At 61.8% G+C, this 17403-nt stretch carries 15 protein-coding genes and 1 tRNA gene; 9 read left to right on the forward strand and 7 right to left on the reverse strand.

Annotated features, from left to right (window positions below):
* The first annotated feature begins 38 nt into the window (after positions 1-38).
* A tRNA-Pro gene (locus JXQ94_RS06265) sits at positions 39-116 on the forward strand.
* 157 nt (positions 117-273) lie between these two features.
* On the opposite strand, the gene JXQ94_RS06270 is transcribed toward JXQ94_RS06265, so the two are convergent.
* Entirely contained in the window at positions 274-2685 is a 2412-nt protein-coding gene (locus JXQ94_RS06270; RefSeq protein ID WP_421922926.1) for a DUF305 domain-containing protein, read from the reverse strand.
* Positions 2686-2901: 216 nt separating this feature from the next.
* Entirely contained in the window at positions 2902-4173 is a 1272-nt protein-coding gene (locus JXQ94_RS06275) for an NAD(P)/FAD-dependent oxidoreductase (RefSeq protein WP_421922927.1), read from the reverse strand.
* 153 nt (positions 4174-4326) lie between these two features.
* Here JXQ94_RS06275 and JXQ94_RS06280 point away from each other — a divergent pair, with 153 nt between their 5' ends.
* Positions 4327-5352, forward strand: coding sequence for a COX15/CtaA family protein (locus tag JXQ94_RS06280; RefSeq protein WP_421922928.1), 1026 nt, complete (start codon positions 4327-4329; stop codon positions 5350-5352).
* Positions 5353-5366: 14 nt separating this feature from the next.
* Here the strand turns inward: JXQ94_RS06280 and JXQ94_RS06285 are convergent, their stop codons facing one another.
* Complete coding sequence (locus tag JXQ94_RS06285; RefSeq protein ID WP_421922929.1) at positions 5367-6215, reverse strand: CPBP family intramembrane glutamic endopeptidase; 849 nt, start codon at positions 6213-6215, stop codon at positions 5367-5369.
* Between the two features lie 84 nt (positions 6216-6299).
* Between JXQ94_RS06285 and JXQ94_RS06290 the strand changes: the two genes are divergently transcribed.
* Positions 6300-6803, forward strand: coding sequence for a MarR family winged helix-turn-helix transcriptional regulator (locus tag JXQ94_RS06290; RefSeq protein WP_421922930.1), 504 nt, complete (start codon positions 6300-6302; stop codon positions 6801-6803).
* A gap of 51 nt (positions 6804-6854) precedes the next feature.
* Here the strand turns inward: JXQ94_RS06290 and JXQ94_RS06295 are convergent, their stop codons facing one another.
* Positions 6855-7754 (reverse strand): hypothetical protein, encoded by a 900-nt coding sequence (locus JXQ94_RS06295; RefSeq protein WP_421922931.1) that lies wholly within the window; start codon positions 7752-7754, stop codon positions 6855-6857.
* Between the two features lie 92 nt (positions 7755-7846).
* The gene (locus JXQ94_RS06300) at positions 7847-9262 is read right to left on the reverse strand and encodes an alkaline phosphatase PhoX (protein WP_421922932.1); all 1416 of its coding nucleotides are present in this window, start codon (positions 9260-9262) and stop codon (positions 7847-7849) included.
* A 213-nt stretch (positions 9263-9475) separates the two neighbouring features.
* Between JXQ94_RS06300 and rplM the strand changes: the two genes are divergently transcribed.
* Positions 9476-9940 (forward strand): 50S ribosomal protein L13, encoded by a 465-nt coding sequence (rplM, locus tag JXQ94_RS06305; protein ID WP_421922933.1) that lies wholly within the window; start codon positions 9476-9478, stop codon positions 9938-9940.
* Position 9941: 1 nt separating this feature from the next.
* Positions 9942-10439, forward strand: coding sequence for a 30S ribosomal protein S9 (gene rpsI / locus JXQ94_RS06310; RefSeq protein WP_421922934.1), 498 nt, complete (start codon positions 9942-9944; stop codon positions 10437-10439).
* A gap of 70 nt (positions 10440-10509) precedes the next feature.
* Here rpsI and JXQ94_RS06315 read toward each other — a convergent pair whose 3' ends face one another.
* The gene (locus JXQ94_RS06315) at positions 10510-11427 is read right to left on the reverse strand and encodes a LysR family transcriptional regulator (RefSeq protein WP_421922935.1); all 918 of its coding nucleotides are present in this window, start codon (positions 11425-11427) and stop codon (positions 10510-10512) included.
* Between the two features lie 112 nt (positions 11428-11539).
* Here JXQ94_RS06315 and JXQ94_RS06320 point away from each other — a divergent pair, with 112 nt between their 5' ends.
* Together JXQ94_RS06320 and JXQ94_RS06325 are read left to right on the forward strand one after the other, a co-directional pair.
* Positions 11540-12163, forward strand: a complete 624-nt coding sequence (locus tag JXQ94_RS06320) for a class I SAM-dependent methyltransferase (RefSeq protein ID WP_421922936.1) — start codon at positions 11540-11542, stop codon at positions 12161-12163.
* A 26-nt stretch (positions 12164-12189) separates the two neighbouring features.
* Complete coding sequence (locus JXQ94_RS06325; RefSeq protein WP_421922937.1) at positions 12190-14067, forward strand: ABC transporter transmembrane domain-containing protein; 1878 nt, start codon at positions 12190-12192, stop codon at positions 14065-14067.
* On the opposite strand, the gene phaC is transcribed toward JXQ94_RS06325, so the two are convergent.
* Positions 14064-15977: a class I poly(R)-hydroxyalkanoic acid synthase gene (gene phaC / locus JXQ94_RS06330; protein ID WP_421922938.1), complete on the reverse strand. Its 1914-nt coding sequence runs from the start codon at positions 15975-15977 to the stop codon at positions 14064-14066. The genes JXQ94_RS06325 and phaC overlap by 4 nt on opposite strands.
* Before the next feature lie 83 nt (positions 15978-16060).
* Between phaC and JXQ94_RS06335 the strand changes: the two genes are divergently transcribed.
* Entirely contained in the window at positions 16061-16390 is a 330-nt protein-coding gene (locus JXQ94_RS06335; protein WP_421922939.1) for a hypothetical protein, read from the forward strand.
* A 54-nt stretch (positions 16391-16444) separates the two neighbouring features.
* A complete protein-coding gene (gene glpX / locus JXQ94_RS06340) occupies positions 16445-17401 on the forward strand; it encodes a class II fructose-bisphosphatase (protein WP_421922940.1) in 957 nt (318 codons plus the stop codon).
* Positions 17402-17403: the final 2 nt, after the last annotated feature.

A 17403-nucleotide genomic window follows, 5' to 3' on the forward strand; every position in this document is an offset into this window, starting at 1 on the left:
CCCCATTGGACGGGCCTGCCTGTCCAGCAAGTGAGTGTCGGAGCGTGGCGCAGCCCGGTTAGCGCACCGGTCTGGGGGACCGGGGGTCGCGAGTTCGAATCTCGCCGCTCCGACCATTTTTTGCTTGCTATCAACCGATCTGAACATTGTATGGCTGGGCTCCTACCTGCAGCGAGCGGTGTGGGCATGCCCTGTGGCGCCTGGCGCCGCGCAAGAAAAACCACGGCTCAATCGAGCCGTGGTTTGTCGTTAGCTGTATCGATGTCCGGCGGCCTAGCGAAGGCTGGACGCGACCCCATCGATCACCGCTCGGAGAGCCGTCGTCCGTGATGCGAGGGGTGACCCCGTCTCGGCGCTCGGCAGGGCGTCTGCTAGCCCGCTCAGCTCCGATGCCAGATCCGCGTCGCGCGCACCGTTCTCAACAGGCTGCACGGCGCGATCAAGCGCGGCAGAGAGCTGCTCCGCTGCCTCCGCGGAGATCGCATTCATACGCTCCAACTGATCGACATAGGCCAAGCCGACGACCGGGTGGTCGGGCCAGCTGACCGGAAATTGCTGTTGCGGATTGAACGCCTCACCCTGGTCAGCCAGCGCGGCGGCAGCGATTTCGTTGGCAGTCAAATGCGCGCTCGGCAACAACGCGAAGACGTCGAGGCCGCGAGCGATCTCGCTGGCGTAGATCCGGCCGTCATACCAGTAGGATGACCAATAGCCACCGCTGATCATACGGTCCTCGTCGATCGGACCACGATCAAAGAAGGCGATCTCGTACGGATTTGCTGAATCGGTGAAATCAATGACAGACACACCGCCCTGATACCAGGACTGCACGAAGATATCGCGACCCGGGACCGGGACCACCGAACCATTATGCGCGACGCAATTCTCTTCCTCGGTCTGGGCCGAGGGAATCTTGAAATAGCCGGCAAATTCAAGCTGGCCATCATTGATGTCATAGATCGCATTGGCGCCCCAATCGCTCGGGTCCTGAGCGCGGCAGCGCGGGCGTCCACCGCCGCCCCACTCATCCGTGAACAGGACTTTGGTACCTGCATTGTTGAAAGTGGCTGAGTGCCAGTAGGCAAATCCCTGGTCCACGACCGCGTCGATCCGGCGTGGCGCGCGTGGATCGCTGATGTCGAGAATGATGCCATTGCCCGAACACGCGCCGGCAGCGAGGTCGAGCGCCGGGAAGACCGTGATGTCGTGGCACTGGTCCGTCCGCCGCGTTGATTGCGTGCCCTCGCCGTGGTCGCCGCCGGCCCACAGCCCGGCGATACGGCCGCTTTCGTCATCGGCAAAGACCTGGGGGCTGTCGACGAGGCGTGATTGCGAAGGATCGGCAACCGGGATCTCGATCACATCGATGCTGAACAGGGCCGTCTCTTCATCGCCCGGAAGGCCGGCGACGCAGCCGGCCAGTTCATCTTCGGAGCGGATCGAGCTGGTGCCGGAATTGTAGACGATAATCAGCTCGTCATCGCTCGACACCACGGAATGAGTGTGCGAGCCGCGACAGGTCTGCACCTGACCAACCTGGCGTGGGGCGACCGGATCGGAAATATCGAAGACCCGGATCCCCCGGAAGCGCTCTTCACTGACATCCTCGGTGACACCCTGGCGACCGCAATCGACCCGCCCGCGCGTGTCCTGCACCGACATGATCAGGAGATCTCCGACGATGGACACATCGCCCTGACCGCCGGGACAGACAACCGAGCTGACAAGACGCGGCTCGTCCGCGTCGATACGGTAGAGGTTGAAGCCGTGGTAATTCCCGACCGCCATCAAATCCCCGGCAAAGGCGATGTCGGTGTTGGAAAAGCTGAGGAAGGGCGCGCGGTCCCCGAACCGGCGCTCGATGTCCTCATCGGATTCATCGGCCTCGATCTCCGGCGGTTTTCCAGCCGGATTTTCGACGTCGAAGAAGCCTGTAGGCTTGGGCAGACTGGCGAGGAGGGCGAGATTTGAAATGGCTTCCTCGGCATCGCGGAAGCCGCCGGCGAGCCCGGTGCGCGGGTCTTGGGACAGGCCCGACAGTGTGGCATTCATCCGGCGGATTTCCGCCTCCTGTTCGCCGCGCACATCGTTGACGAAGTCGAACAGGATCGGGTCGTAGGCCGAGCCGCGCTGGTTCAGGAGGTGCTGGACCATGTCCACCGCGCCCTCGTGATGGGCGATCATCAACTCCAGGAAGAGGGCGTCAAAGGCCATGTCACGGGCCGCGGCAAGCTCCGCCATCTGCTCCGGCGTGGCCATGCCGGACATGGTCTGATGGCCGCCATGATGCATGGCGTGGGGGTCGCCGGCCGGATCCGGGGCGTCTTCGCCTCGCTCGCGCAACCAGCCTTGCATGAAGGCGATCTCATCGGCCTGCGACGCGTCAATCCGCCCGGCGATATCCACTAGGTCCGATGTGTTGGTCCGGTCACCGACCAGTGCCGCCATCTGGACCGCCTGATAGTGATGCAGGATCATGCCCTGCATGAAACGGACATCATCGTCGGAATATCGGTTGGCCGCAATCTGGACGGCTTCCTCGGCGCTTAGCTGGCGGACCGCTTCACCGGGCGCCCCCGGTTGCACGATCGGTGCGTCCTGCGCGATGACCGGCCCGGCCGCCGTCAGGCCTGTGCTGACGGCGAGCACCGCCGTACCAATGAAAAACTTGGCCTTATTGGACATTTGATCCCTCCCGAAACAATGACTGTGAAAACTAGGGTAGTGCGCCGCCGGGACAAGCGCCCGTCGCCAATTTCAATCGCCATCGCGATCGGTATGCACACCAGGCGATTGACGCGTAGCCGGTCGGGGCACCGGCCCCGGAGCGTCTTGCGCCCCGCGCCATGTTGGCAGACGCCTCCCGGACGCGAAGCAGGGTGATGCCCTCAACACCGGGCGCTAGTCCTGAATTCCCGCAAGCGCCGCCTTCATCACATCCTTCATCGCTATTCCCGAATTGGCCAAGGCAGCCGGCTCGGGCCGGGCACGCTTCTGGATCATCATCTTGGCGGCCATGAAGCTTTGCGGGTCATTGATGCAGTCGGCGGCGATCAGGACCCCGCTGGCGAGATGGAAGAAGCTACGGGGTGTTTCTGCGTCGCCGCCGCGGGTGATGGTGGTGTCCTGGGTCCCGATCAGGCCGGCGGTCTGGAGCTTGAGGTCGAACTGGTCGGACCAGAACCAGGGCACTTCCGGCTTGGGTGCTGTGCCGCCGCAGATGGCGGCGGCGGCACGCTTGGCCTGGTCAAGGGCGTTGGGAACGCTCTCCAGACGCAGGCGGGTGTCGGTGAGCCAGTTGTGTTGCTCGGCGCAATCGCCAATGGCGTAGATATTGGGATCGCTGGTGCGGCACTGATCGTCGACCATAATCCCATTGCCCGTCTCCAGGCCGGATGCGGCGGCGATTTCCTGGTTGGGCATGACGCCTATCCCGACGAGGACGCTATCGCAGGCAATCTTCTCGCCTGTCTTTAACTCGACCCGGCTGACATCTGTGCCACGGGAGAAGAATCCGGACCTGGGTTTGAGCGCCGCGACCTGGGCGTCCAGACGAATGGTAACGCCGCGGGTCTCATGGGCGTCCCGATAGAATTGCGAAACTTCGGGAACCGCGACGCGCGCCAGAAGCCGATCCATCGCTTCAATCACAATCGGTGTCGCACCGAGCTTGGCCGCCACCGAGGCCGCTTCCAGCCCGATATAGCCCCCACCGATGATGGCGATCCGCTTGCCAGGCTGGACGTCCGCCTTCAGCGCATCGACGTCGGCAATGGAGCGCAGATACCGAACTCCATCGAGCTCGGCGCCGGGGACCGGCAGGGGGCGCACCCGGGAGCCGGTTGCGATCACAAGATGCGTGTAGGATTCCTCGCGACCGTTTGAGAGGATGACGAGCTTCCGGTCCGGGTCGATCCTTTTGGCGCGGCTCGACAGGCGCAATTCCACCTCTTGCTCGGCCCAGGTTTCCGGCGGTTGCAGCCAGAGACGGCTTTCATCGATTTCGCCGGACAAATAGGTCTTGGACAGGGGGGGGCGCTGATAGGGCGGGTGCGGCTCATCGCCAACCAGGACAATGCGGCCCTCAAACCCGCCGCGCCGCAAGGAGGCCGCGCATTGGCCGCCTGCTTGTCCGGCGCCCAGAATGATGACTGTCTCACTGGTTTTCGCCACGCCTGTCTCTCCCTGACACTCTTGTCGGTTGCGACATGATGGCGCGTCCGCTCCTGTCCTGCGAGTGCATTATCAGCAGGCGACCCGCATGGAATGAAGCCCGAGGCTTGTCTGCTGCTGTGGATGGGCTAACTAGCCGGACCGGGAGATAGCATGTCGTACCATACCAGCACCACCAGCCGCGCCGTTTCGATCTGGCTGCTCATTGTTGCCGCATTCGTTTGCGCGATGATCATTGTCGGCGGTACGACGCGGCTGACCGATAGCGGCCTGTCAATCACCGAGTGGAAGCCGATCTCCGGCGCCATTCCGCCCCTTTCGCAGGCAGATTGGGAGCGAGAGTTTTCGCTCTATCAGCAGACCACAGAATTCCAGGTTCAAAACTCCAACATGACGCTGGAGGAGTTTGAGTTCATTTTCTGGTGGGAGTGGGGGCATCGTCAGCTGGGTCGCCTGATCGGTCTGGTCTTTTTTGTACCTTTCATCTTCTTCTGGCTGCGGGGCGAGCTCAGCGCGCGCCTCAAGCCCCGCCTGTTCGGGCTTTTCCTGCTCGGTGGCGCCCAGGGCGCGATTGGCTGGTGGATGGTCGCCAGCGGGCTGTCCGACCGGCTGGACGTCAGCCAATACCGTCTGGCCACGCATCTGGGCATGGCGTTCATTATTCTCGGGGCATCGATCTGGCTGTCGCTGGAAGCGCGCTATGGGCCGCCACCATTGCGGCGAGGGCGACTTGCCGGCCTGTCAGCCGGGCTTCTCGGCCTGGTCTTCCTGCAGATCATCCTGGGGGCTTTCGTCGCCGGCCTTGATGCCGGTCGACTCTACAACACCTGGCCCTTGATGAATGGTGATCTCATCCCCGAGGGCTATCTCGCCGGGATGGGCTTCTTCCCGGCCATATTCGAGAGCCATGCAGCGGTGCAGTTGCATCACCGGTGGACCGGCTATCTCGTCGCTCTGGGGGTCTTTGTCTACGCCGGGTTGATCTGGCGGGAGCCACGGGTCTCGCTGAAGCCTTTCATGATCATCCTGCCAGCTCTCGTGATCGGACAGATCGCGCTTGGTATTGCTGCACTGCTGGCGGTCGTGCCGCTCTCGCTTTCGCTGGCCCACCAGGCGGGGGCTGTCCTGCTTTTCATTGCCATGGTCGGCGCGGCTTGGACCGCCCGCCGCGCGGTGTAGGGCGACGCGTCGCGCTAGAGGCCGGCCTTGCGAGCCCGCTGCCAGTAAACCAGCGCGATCAGGCTCACCACGATTGGCATCATGAGACCGTATTCATCCGTCCACAGGGCGGTGGAGGACGTCTCGACGGTCAATGGCATGAAGATTTTCTGGATGTAGATATTGTGGGCGCCGTGAAACATGATGGCGGGCCAGACGGACCGGCTCTTGAAAGTGTAATAGGTCATGATCACGGTCATGGCGATGATCATGACGGTGAAGCAGATCAGCTGAAACACGGTGTTGCCGCCGCCATAGGCGATGATGAGCGGATAGTGCCAGATTGCCCAGATGCTACCGCTGATCAGGCATGTGGCATTGAATGAGAAAAGCTTGCGCAACTCCCATGCAAAAAAGCCGCGCCAGCCGATTTCCTCGCCCGCGATCGTGCCTAGCGATTTCACGAATTGAACGATGGCCATCAAGCCGACCATCAGCGCGATTACCACGAAGGCCGACGCATCGGGAAGGCCAAGTTGCTGGCTCCAAGCGCTGACCGTTTCTGGGTTTCCGAAGTCACCCAGCCCGGTCATCCAGATGATCCCGTAACCAATTGCGACATACAGCACCGGGATCAGGTATCCGGCCCAATTGGCGCCATGGCTTCCCCAGCGCCAGGGCAGGTCGGAAATCTTCCGACCGCGGAGTTTGAGCGCCAGGAAAGCTGACACTGTGGGCATCATCATGAGCGTGCCGACATAAAGGGAGGTCGGCACAAGTTCGACGATCGCGTAATGGGCGATTGCGCTCGTTACCGAGAGCATCACGAGGAAGGTCAGCAAGGTGAGGACCGTTGTGCGCTTGTCAGTTTGAGCGTCATTCATGGTGGCTGACCTTCCTTTACGTTTGAGGTCGAAGGGTGTATTTTGTACACAGAATTGTACAATTAATTGTATAAAAGGCAAGCCATGCGTGACAGCAACATCATGGACACTCACCGGCTGAGCGGCGCATTCGTGTCCAACAAGCTGCTGAGATTGGTGGAAACGATTGCCGATCAGGGACAGGTCCTGTTGTCGTCAGCGGGCATTGATGTGCCGCCAAGAGCGATCTCGACGGTACTCATGATCGGTGAGATCGCGGATGTGACGGCTGCCGATATCGCGACCTCGCTCGATCAACCTCACCAGGTCGCGACCCAGCGGATCGCGGCCCTGATCAAGCTGGACCTTGTCACAAAACGCCCGCATGCCACGGACAGCCGACGCAAGGTCCTGGTCCTGACGGCGCGCGGCGAGGATCAGTATCGATTGATGATGGCTGTACTCGAGAATATCCGTGCCGCGATGGATGCCCTCTTCGACGAGATCGGCTGTGATCTCGCTGGCAAGGCCGTTGAGGCTGTGGCGGCACTGCGGGCGCGGCCATTGACCGATCGTGTCGAGGGATTGGCCACACCCAACGCGAAATGAGCCACTTGCGCGGCTCATTCAGCCTCCAACAGAATCGCCGGTCGAAGGTCGTTATTCGCTGGAAAACACAGCGCGTGTCAGCACGTCTCGCGAGATGACTTTCAGTCGGCCGGCGTCGGCGTCAAAGACGGCCATGAGCCCGTTGGAATAGGCTGTGTAACCAAAGTCAGCATCTGTGACAGCGAGGCCCGCCGGAATGCCGACGCCCGGCGTGGAGAGGCCATCGACGATGTCGAGGGAGATGCCGGCGTCCAACGTCGCAGCGTCAAAGGTCTCGACGGTATCGCCGCTGCCATTGGTGGCGAGTACGAGACGCGTGCCGTTGAACTCGCCCACGGTCAGGTTGGCCGCTGGATAAGCTGTGTCGGCAAGCAGTGTCCCGTCACTGCTGAGCCGGGCCAGGCCACCGGCCGGGCTGGCTGTGTAGATGTCACCATCAAAGGTCGCGCACTGGCGCGCCGGATCGGGCAGGGGGAAATCGCGGATTCGTTCGACGCCGAGAAGGTCTTCGCCGGCATCCCGGATCCGCCAGATTTCGGCGCGTGCACCTGTTCCAAGCACGACGATTTCAACAAAACCGGCGCCCTCGCGCAGCAGGCAGAGGCCTGTGACACCGTTGATCGGCTCAATTTCGCCCAGTGGCAGGTCAAGGACCTGGGCACCATCGCGAATGACGGCATATCCGCGAACCGAATTGGAATCAGCGGCGGCGCCGAAGATCAGTGGCAGGCTCTCGCCGCGAAGTTCGAAATTGGGGGCCGTGGCGAGTCCGGTCAGGCGTTCACCGGCATGTCGCGTCTTCAGCAGACCATCCAGGTCGAAGATATCAATACCGCCATCGCGCGGCGCTGACAGGACGAAGCCGAGCGAAGGGGCGAGCGGGTCGGGGAGGAAGCCGACCATGCCGCCCCCCCCACCATTCACAGGCGTGAAGGCGGCAGTCACCGTCACCTCGACCGGTCCGCCCTCATCCAGCGGACTGGAGTTCTCGGCTGTCTCCTGCGTGTCGGGTCCGCAAGCGCTGAGCGCCAGAAGAGAAGCGCCTAGCGCGAAGGCTCGGGCCAGGGACCGCGGACCGCGAAGGTGCGACCGGGATAGCGCTGTACGTTGAAAAACAGAGTCGAACCGTCGGGACTGAAACATGGACCGCAAATCTCGCTTTTTTGACCTTCCGGCCCGGAGGCCGCATTGCGGGCAATCGTATACACCTCTCCTTGGGGCGTCACGCCGCGGATGTACTGGTCTTCAGGTCCGTCCTCAACAACGATGAGGTCGCCCCAAGGGGCAACGCAGAGATTGTCACAACGCTCCATCACGGCGGCGTCATGGCTTTGATAGAAAAGTTGAAGCCGGCCGGGCGCCGCGGATTCGCCGTTCTCGCCTTCATCGGGGCTTGGCTGGTAGCGCCAGATCTGGCCAAGCCGGTCCGGGCCGCCATCGGTACAGGCGAAATAACATTCATTCTCGCCCCACCAGATGCCTTCACCGCGGGTGAATTGCGCGGCGCCGCCGGCGATGGCGCGTATGGCGAGATCAGCGTCAGGCGCTTCGACATTGTCGAGGTCCACCCAGTCCACATCCAGCCATTCGCCGGGCTGGATTGTCTCGCTGTTCCAATTTCGTGTGTCGAGGCCCGGGCGCCCGCGGATCGCCAGGCCCTGAAGCCGTCCGCCTTCGACGAGCTGTTCCGGAACATTTGGCAGGAAACGATAGAAGGCGGCGCGGTTATATTCGTCTTCGGTCTCGTAGACGATGCCTGTGCGGGGGTCGACGGCAATGGCTTCGTGGCGGAACCGGCCCATGGCCTTGAGCGGGACAGGCTGAACCAGTCCTTCGGCTTCGGCCGGAACCTCGAAGATATAGCCATGTTCGACACCGGCCTGTGGGCCGGGATTGAGATCCGTTTCCTCGCAAGTCAGCCAGCTGCCCCAGGGCGTCGGACCGCCGGCACAATTATTCATTGTCCCGACGAGGGAGAGATACTCGTCCTCGACGGCCAGGGTCTCCGGGTTCAGGATGACATGGCTTGTGCCGCCAATATGTGGATTGCCGTCTTCGTCCCAGTCATGGACGAGGGCGCGATCAATTCGCTCAAGACCGCTATTGTCGGGCACGAAGGGCGATTTTTCAGTATCGCCAAGGCGCAGCTCGTGATTGCGGACCAGAACAAGCCGTCCATCGGCCTTCTGGAAACACGCCATGCCGTCAAAATCACCCGGCACGATGAGGCCGTCGCTCATCGGCTGACCGGCCGAGGAGATCACCTGATAGGTGAACCCGCGCGGTAGATCGACAAGCATGTCCGGATCAACACGCAGGGAACCCAGCCCCCTGACCTCATTGAAATAGCCTTGCTCTGCCGGATAGGGACGCTGGCAGCCGGCCAGGGCGGCCAGGCCAGAAAAGGCAAGGGTGGTGGCAGCGCTGCTGCGCAAGAAGTGGCGGCGGGACAGGGACATCGGCAACTCCGGGGACGTCGGGAACACGCTGTAATTACGTTAGATTCACGACGGAGACATGACGGTTATGCAGTATGCGGTACCATTTAACCGCATTGTTAGGTGTATAAAATTACAGCCAAAATCAGACACCTGCTTGACCAAGTCAAAAATGCCCTCTAAACGGCGCGCTCGAATTCAACCCGAGCCAAGCAGGCCTGAGGCAGGATCAATATGAAAACCATCTCCGTAAAACCGGCGGATGTCGAGAAGAAGTGGATCGTGATCGATGCGGAAGGCGCCGTTGTTGGCCGTCTCGCCGCGTTCGTCGCTACCCGCCTCCGCGGCAAGCACCGTCCGGATTATACTCCCCATGTCGACATGGGCGACAATGTCATCATCGTGAATGCCGAGAAGATTGTCTTCACAGGCAACAAGCGTGACGACAAGCGCTACTACCACCACACCGGCCACCCTGGTGGCATCAAGGAAAGCAGCCCGGCCAAGATTCTGGACGGTCGTTTCCCTGAGCGTGTGGTCGAGAAAGCTGTTCAGCGCATGCTGCCGAAAGACAGCCCGCTGGCCCGTCAGCAATTCTCGAACCTGCGCGTTTACGCCGGTCCCGATCACAAGCACGAGGCCCAACAGCCGGATGTGGTCGATTTCAAGTCCATGAACTCCAAGAATACGCGAGGCTGATATGTCAGAAGAAGCCCGCTCGCTCGAAGACCTCAAAGACGTCATCAAGGAAGCCGACGCCGGCACCGTGGTGGCTGACGAGTCCGTTCCGGCTGAGCCCAAAATCGATGAGCACGGCCGTTCCTATGCCACCGGCAAGCGCAAGAACGCGGTCGCCCGCGTCTGGATCAAGCGCGGCAATGGCAAGATCACGGTCAATGGCCGCGATCAGGAAACCTATTTCGCACGCCCGGTCCTGCGCATGCTGCTCCAGCAGCCGCTGCAGGCCGCCGAGCGTGTCGACGAGTTCGACATTGTCGCCACCGTCGTTGGCGGCGGTCTGTCCGGCCAGGCCGGTGCTGTGCGTCACGGCATCTCCAAGGCCCTCCAGCTGTTTGAACCGGGCCTGCGCCCGGTCCTGAAAGCCGGCGGCTTCCTGACCCGCGACAGCCGCGTCGTCGAGCGTAAGAAGTACGGCAAGGCGAAGGCCCGTCGTTCCTTCCAGTTCTCCAAGCGCTAAGCTTTACAGAACACAACGCATGCAAGACGGGCGGTGCCGCTGGCACCGCCCGTTTTTTATTTTGGCTATCTCACAGTCGCGGACGTGGCCGGGCCCGTGCCTGTTCGGCAAGACCGTTGGCAATATGGTCGAAGACCAGGCGGATACGGCGGCTGGTATTGAGTTCGCGGTGGGTGACCAGCCAGGTCTGGACCGGGATCGGAGGCAGAGCTGGCCAGACCTCCTCCAGGATGGAGTGCTGATCGATCCAGTCGCGTGTCATCGGCGTCACGCCGAGGCCTTGCATGGCCAGGGCGTGATGCACGGTCGAGCTGCCGCTGCTGATACGGAAATTATCCGGCGTCAGGTTTAGCCCGATCGCGTTGAGATGCTCGATCACGCGTTCATTTTGCTCGAAGCCGATGAAATCGAGTCGGTTGACGTCGTCCAGGCTGGTCGGACGACCGACGCGGTCGAGATAGTCCGGATGCGCATAGAGGTGGCCGGTGGTCTCGCTGACCAGGCGGGCGATAAGGTCCGGTTGTTCCGGGCGGGAATGCCGGATGGCGATGTCGGCCTCTCGCTTCTGCAGATCCTGCAATTCATTCGAGGCAATGATCTCGAGGCGGATACCTGGCGCTTCCTCGCGGATCCGCCTGATGATGGGCGGGAGATAGAAAGACGCCGTGATATTGGTCGCGGTGATGGTGACCAGGCCCTCAATGGCTCTCGACTGTCCGGACGCGGTCAACGAAATACGTTGGGCGGCCTCACCCATGGAGCGGACATGCTCGACCAGTTCCAGGGCCGCGCGGGTTGGCTGGGTGGCGCGGCGATTGCGCTCGAATAGGGTGACGCCCAGATCCGCTTCAAGCGCCGCTATCTGGCGGCTGAGGGTTGGCTGGGTCTGGCCCAGCGCTCGTGCTGCGGCGGAGAATGAGCCTTCCTCGATCGTGGCGAGGAGGGCGCGGATCTGATTCCAGTCGAAGGCGATGGCGTTCCAATTCATCTAAATGCGTATATCAGATGTCCGAATGCGGGCAATTTATATTCGCTCAACGTATGTCAAAACCGGGGTCTTGGTGGTTCGTACGTCGCGAACTTGCAGTGGAGACAAAGTCATGGGTCAAGCACATCGCTGGTGGGACAAGATTGCGGAGAAATACTCGAACCAACCGATTGCGGACGTCGAGTCCTGGGAGTTCAAGCTCTCGAAAATCCGTGAAACCCTGACGCCGGATTCGCGCCTGCTGGAATTCGGTTGCGGCACAGGCGGAACGGCCCGCCGTCTCGCGGATGCTGCAGGCTCCATCCTTGCGACGGACCTCTCGGGCGAGATGCTGGCGATTGCCGAGGCGCGGGGTGCCGAGGCCGCAATCGACAATATCAGCTATCAGCGCTCCGATTTTGTTGACCTGGATGCGCCGGAGGGCAGTTTCGACGTCGTCCTCGGCATGAGCATCCTGCACTTGCTGGAGGATCGTCAGGCCGCAATGGCCAAGGCGATGGCACTGCTTCGGCCAGGCGGCCTCTTCATCACCAGCACCGCCTGTTTGCTGGATGGTTATTGGTTCATGGTGCCAATCCTGCCGATCGGGCAATGGTTCGGTGCCTTTCCGCCGGTCAAGGCCTTCGGGACGCGGACGCTCAAGCAAGAGATTGTCGAAGCCGGGTTCGAAATCACCTATGACTGGCGCCCAAAACCCGGCGCGGCACTGTTCGTCATCGCCCGCAAACCGGCCTGAGCCTCGACCGAGCAGAGAGTGATAGCATGACTGAAACCCAGACCGCGCGAGATGCTGCCGTGGACGAAGCCCGCGGTTCAGGATTTGCTGCCGAGCTTGAGCGCGACCAGGCCCACCGGGAAAAGGCGAAATCGGTGCAGCCCTTGCGCCGATTACTGCCCTATATATTGCGCTATCCGGCCTTGCTGGCGGCCTTTTCGGTTTTTCTCTTCCTGGCGTCCGGTCTGACACTGCTCCTTCCCGCAGCCTTCCGTCTCGTGGTTGATTGCGGTTTTGCAGGCGCAACCCAGTCCGACGCCTGCGCCAGCCTGGGGGAAAGCTCGGGGCTTGGAATCTATTTCCTGGCCGGAATGGGGGTGGCGGTCCTGCTGGGTCTCGCCAGCGCCTTCCGCTTCTATTTCATCAGTCGGCTGGGTGAGCGTGTCGTGGCCGACCTGCGGCAGGATGTGTTTTCCCATCTGCTGTCGCTCGATGCGCGTTTCTATGCTGGGACGCGGACCGGCGAGGTGCTGTCGCGCCTGACCACCGATACAACCTTGATACAGACGGTCGTCGGATCCTCTATCTCGGTGGCGTTGCGGACCGTGGCGACCACGACCGGTGCCTTGATCCTGATGGTCGTTGTGAGCTGGCAGCTGGCGCTGCTCGTGCTGGCGCTCGGCCCTTTGATGCTGGGACCGATCATGCTGTTCGGGCGCCGGATCCAACGCCTGTCGCGCGTCAGCCAGGATAATCTGGCCGATGCCTCGGCGCGGGCCGGCGAGACCTTGCAAGCAATCCAGACAGTACAGGCCTTCACCCGCGAGCGCGAGGAATCCCACCGGTTTGGCAAGGCTGTTGAAATGACCTTTGCCTCGGCGATGCGGCGCATCAATGTCCGCTCCTTCATGACCGCCTTGATCTTCTCGGTCATACTGACCGGATTGATCGCGGTGCTGTGGTTTGGTGCCGTTCAGGTGCAGGCTGGCGCCATCACGCCCGGCGCCATGACCCAGTTCGTGATGTACGCCTTTGTCGCGGTGAGCGGTGTCGGCATGCTCACCGAGACCTATACCGAGATGATGCGGGCGGCCGGTGCCACCGAGCGTCTGATGGAATTGCTGGTTGCGCGCACCTCACTGCCCATTGCGTCGCCGGCCGAGGAACTGGCCGAGCCCGTTGAAGGCGCGATAGCGTTCGATGCCGTCAGCTTTGCCTATCCGGGGCGGGAGGCGGACCCGGCTCTGCGTGAGGTCAGCTTCGATGCCAGGCCCGGCGAGACGGTCGCCATTGTCGGGCCGTCCGGCGCTGGCAAGACGACATTATTTCAGCTTCTGCTGCGCCTGCATGATCCTCTTGCCGGCCGGATCTGTCTGGATGGACACGATATCAAGCAGCTCGATCCGCACGCCTTGCGCGAAAGGCTGGCCATCGTGCAGCAAAATGCGCCGCTCTTCTCGGGAAGTGTGGCCGACAATATCCGCTTCGGGCGCCCCGACGCGAGTGATGCCGACGTCCAGGCCGCGGCTCGGGCCGCCAATGCCGACGCCTTCATTCAGGCATTGCCGGAGGGCTATGACACATCGCTGGGCGAGCGGGCCGCTAGCCTGTCTGGTGGTCAGCGCCAACGTATCGCCATCGCCCGCGCCATCCTGCGCGATGCCCCGGTTCTGCTGCTTGACGAGGCGACCAGCGCCCTGGACTCAGAGAGTGAGCAATTGATCCAGGCAGCCGTCGAGACGCTGTCCGAAGGGCGAACAACCCTGGTTATCGCCCACCGACTGGCGACCGTGCGCTCGGCAGACCGGATTATCGTCCTGGAGAACGGGCAAGTGGTCGATACCGGTCGCCATGACGACCTGCTGCAGCGCGGCGGTCTCTACGCCCGATATGTCGAGCTGCAATTCGGTCAGACTGACGGCTAGACCGCCGGTTCCTGTTCGGTCGACTTCGACGGCTTGGCGTCGCTTCGTACGAGAACATTGCGACCGGGTGCCTTGCGGATCGCCTTCAGCAGGCCATCACCGGGTGTGCGTGCAGGGACATCGTCGCCCGAGCGGTCAAACAGCCAAGCGCGCCAGTCGCCCCACCAGGAGCCGGGATGCTCTGACGCGCCCTCGATCCAGTCTTCGACGGTCTCGGGCAGGGCATCATTGGTCCAGTACTGGTATTTGTTCGCGTCGGGGTGATTGATCACGCCGGCAATATGTCCGGAGCCCGCCATCATGAAGCGGGCCGGGCCGCCAAACAGGCGGGCAGCGCGATAAACGGACGGGTAAGGCGCGATATGGTCTTCCCTGGAGGCCTGAATATAGACCGGTGTCTTGACGGCGCCGAGATCCAGGGTGTGGCCGCCGAGCTCGAGCTCGCCCTTCGCCAGGCGGTTATTCTTGTAGAAGTTGTCGAGATACCAGAGGTGTAGTGCCTTGGGCATGCGCGTCTGGTCGGCATTCCAGAACAGAAGGTCGAACGCCTGAGGCTGACGGCCGAGCAGGTAGTTGTTGACCACGAAGGACCAGACAAGATCGTTCGAGCGAAGCAGGTTGAATGTGTCCGCCATCGAGCGACCGTCCAGAACACCTCCCTGGCTGTCCATGATGCGTTCGATTTCCTTGAGCCAGACATCATCAATGAAGATGAGCAGATCACCGGCCTTTTCGAAGTCCGACTGGGCCGCGAAGAAGGTTGCCGAGGCAATTCGTTCTGACTGGCCTTCCGCCTCAAGCCAGGCCATGGCGGAGGAGAGGAGGGTGCCCGCGACGCAATAGCCGACAGCATTGACCGCGGTTTCACCGGTGGCAGCCTCGATCGCGTGGAGGGCCGCAAACAGCCCCTCATGCATGTAATCCTCGAAGGTCTTGTCCTTGAGCTCGGGGCCCGGATTGACCCAGGAAATCAGGAAGACGGTGAAGCCCTGATCGACCAGCCAGCGGATCATGGAATTCTTTTCGCGCAGATCCATGATGTAGAATTTGTTGATCCAGGGAGGCGCGATTAGCAGCGGACGCGCCTTCACGCTTTTTGTTGTCGGCGCGTATTGGATCAACTCCATCAGATCGTTCTCGAAAACGACTTTGCCTGGCGTCGTCGCCATGTCGCGGCCGACCTTGAAACCGTCCGTGTCAGTCTGGGTGAGCGCCAGCCGTCCATCGCCTGCCGCGAGATCATCGAGCAGGTTCTGCAAGCCCTTGGTCAGGTTCTCTCCCTGGCTCTCCATGGTTGCGCGGAGCACGTCGGGATTGGTCAGGGCAAAATTGGTGGGCGACAGCGCATCAGTCATCTGTTTGGTGAGAAACTCGACTTTGCGCTTGGTCCGCTCATCGATGCCGTCGACGCTGCCGACCAGGCCCATCAGGAAATGCTGGTTGAGCAGATAGGATTGCTTGATCGCGTCGAAAACCGGGTTTTCCGACCAGTCAGCCGAGCGCCAGCGCTTGTCGCCGGGTTCGGGCCTGATGGCTGGGGTCGCGGGCGAATCACTGGCCATCATCCGTTTGGTCGTGTTCGACCAGAGATCGATATAACCTTTCATGAGATCGGCCTGGGCCTGCATCATGAGATCGGGCTGTTCAGCAATCTTCGCCCAGACTTCCTGGAATTCCGGCGCCGAGTGAAAGGGGTCGGCATTGGGCAGGACCGGATCGCCCTCAATCGCCTTGCGCATGACGTCTGACATCAGGTGTTGCGACTTCAACGAGGCCTGCATCAGATTGCGCGAAACCTTGTCGAGCGTCTCGAATTCCTTTTCGGAGAACGCCGCCCAACCAGGCGTGTCAGCCTTGTCATCAGGCTTGCCGGGGTTCTTGTTCTTGTCATTTCCCGACGTGTCGCTCATGGCAATCCCTTGTGATCAACAGGTGACTCAGACCCTTATCAGCGTATAGAAAGCGCGACGCGCGTCCAGCGCGAGGAGAGCCCATGAAACATGTCCTGTTCGTCCTGTGTGTGACGCTCGGTTCTGGCGGCTGCGCCGTGGTCGACATGCCGGCGTCCGATGATGCCAATCCAAGCTGGGTTGATGAGCGCCTCGCTCGTGCCGGGGATAGACGAGAAGCACCGTCCGTGGTACCGGTAACATCCCTTCCACAGAGCGAAGCGGGGGCCATGGATGCTGCCACGCAGCGCCTGCTCGATGAGCGCGCCGCCATGCAGGCCGAGGCCGTGCGCCGCGAAGAGGAAAACCGGCGTGGGGACGCCAGTGATTTTGTGAGTGACGGGCAGGCACGAACCCAGCCTCCCCAGCAATAGGATCGGCGTAAAGCCGCCCGTACCGGACACGGACGGGATGATGAGGAAGACGAAATGAGCGACACGCAAGCCCTGACCAATCTGGCCTTTCAGGCCGTTCGTGCGGCTGAGCACGCAGCCGTGGCAGCCTATGGCTGGATCGGGCGTGGTGAAAAGGAATTGGCAGACCAGGCCGCAGTCGACGCGTTGCGCACAGGCCTGAACGCCATGCCCATGAAGGGGCGGATCGTGATTGGCGAAGGCGAGCGAGACGAAGCGCCAATGCTCTTCATTGGTGAGGAAGTCGGTACGGGCGAGGGCCCCGAGATCGACATCGCGCTGGATCCACTTGAAGGCACGACGCTGACCGCAAAAGGCCAACCCAATGCGCTGGTCCTGGTCTCCTTCGCGCTCCGTGGCGGTCTGCTGCACGCGCCGGATACCTATATGGACAAGATTGCTGTCGGCCCGGGTTTGCCGGCTGGAGTGATCGATCTCGATGCCTCGCCAGCGGACAATGTCCGCAATCTGGCCAAGGCCAAGGGTGTCGACACGTCCGAGATCACGGTCTGTATCCTCGAACGCGAACGTCACCAGCCCATCATGGATGGTGTGAAATCGGTCGGTGGGCGCATTCGCCTGATTCCGGATGGCGATGTTGCCGGCGGTATGGGGACGGCGGGCCTTGGTGCCGGTGTCGACCTCTATATCGGCCAGGGCGGCGCCCCTGAAGGTGTCCTGCTCGCCTCTGCCCTGCGCTGTATTGGTGGTCAGATGCAGGCGCGCCTCGTCTTCCGTAATGATGATGAACGGGCGCGCGCAGCCCGTACCGGGGTGACGGATCTCGATCGCAAATATGACGTCGCCGAGTTGGCGGCGAGCCATTGTCTTTTCGTTGCCGCCGGCGTCACCGATGGTGATCTGGTCGATGGCGTGCGCAAGGAAGGCGATCTGGTCCATACGCATACGCTTTTGCTCGACTCAGCCGATCATTCCGTCCGCCGTATCCGGTCAGCCCGACCGGCGGCCTGATC

Source organism: Maricaulis maris, from assembly GCF_049116555.1.
GTDB classification, from domain to species: domain Bacteria; phylum Pseudomonadota; class Alphaproteobacteria; order Caulobacterales; family Maricaulaceae; genus Maricaulis; species Maricaulis maris_C.

Excerpts from the sequence above, each read along its gene's own strand:
- JXQ94_RS06270 (WP_421922926.1), bottom strand. The coding sequence starts at position 2,685 with ATGTCCAATAAGGCCAAGTTTTTCATTGGTACGGCGGTGCTCGCCGTC.
- JXQ94_RS06280 (WP_421922928.1), top strand. The coding sequence starts at position 4,327 with ATGTCGTACCATACCAGCACCACCAGCCGCGCCGTTTCGATCTGGCTG.
- JXQ94_RS06285 (WP_421922929.1), bottom strand. The coding sequence starts at position 6,215 with ATGAATGACGCTCAAACTGACAAGCGCACAACGGTCCTCACCTTGCTG.
- JXQ94_RS06290 (WP_421922930.1), top strand. The coding sequence starts at position 6,300 with ATGCGTGACAGCAACATCATGGACACTCACCGGCTGAGCGGCGCATTC.
- JXQ94_RS06300 (WP_421922932.1), bottom strand. The coding sequence starts at position 9,262 with ATGTCCCTGTCCCGCCGCCACTTCTTGCGCAGCAGCGCTGCCACCACC.
- rplM (WP_421922933.1), top strand. The coding sequence starts at position 9,476 with ATGAAAACCATCTCCGTAAAACCGGCGGATGTCGAGAAGAAGTGGATC.
- rpsI (WP_421922934.1), top strand. The coding sequence starts at position 9,942 with ATGTCAGAAGAAGCCCGCTCGCTCGAAGACCTCAAAGACGTCATCAAG.
- JXQ94_RS06315 (WP_421922935.1), bottom strand. The coding sequence starts at position 11,427 with ATGAATTGGAACGCCATCGCCTTCGACTGGAATCAGATCCGCGCCCTC.
- JXQ94_RS06320 (WP_421922936.1), top strand. The coding sequence starts at position 11,540 with ATGGGTCAAGCACATCGCTGGTGGGACAAGATTGCGGAGAAATACTCG.
- JXQ94_RS06325 (WP_421922937.1), top strand. The coding sequence starts at position 12,190 with ATGACTGAAACCCAGACCGCGCGAGATGCTGCCGTGGACGAAGCCCGC.
- phaC (WP_421922938.1), bottom strand. The coding sequence starts at position 15,977 with ATGAGCGACACGTCGGGAAATGACAAGAACAAGAACCCCGGCAAGCCT.
- JXQ94_RS06335 (WP_421922939.1), top strand. The coding sequence starts at position 16,061 with ATGAAACATGTCCTGTTCGTCCTGTGTGTGACGCTCGGTTCTGGCGGC.
- glpX (WP_421922940.1), top strand. The coding sequence starts at position 16,445 with ATGAGCGACACGCAAGCCCTGACCAATCTGGCCTTTCAGGCCGTTCGT.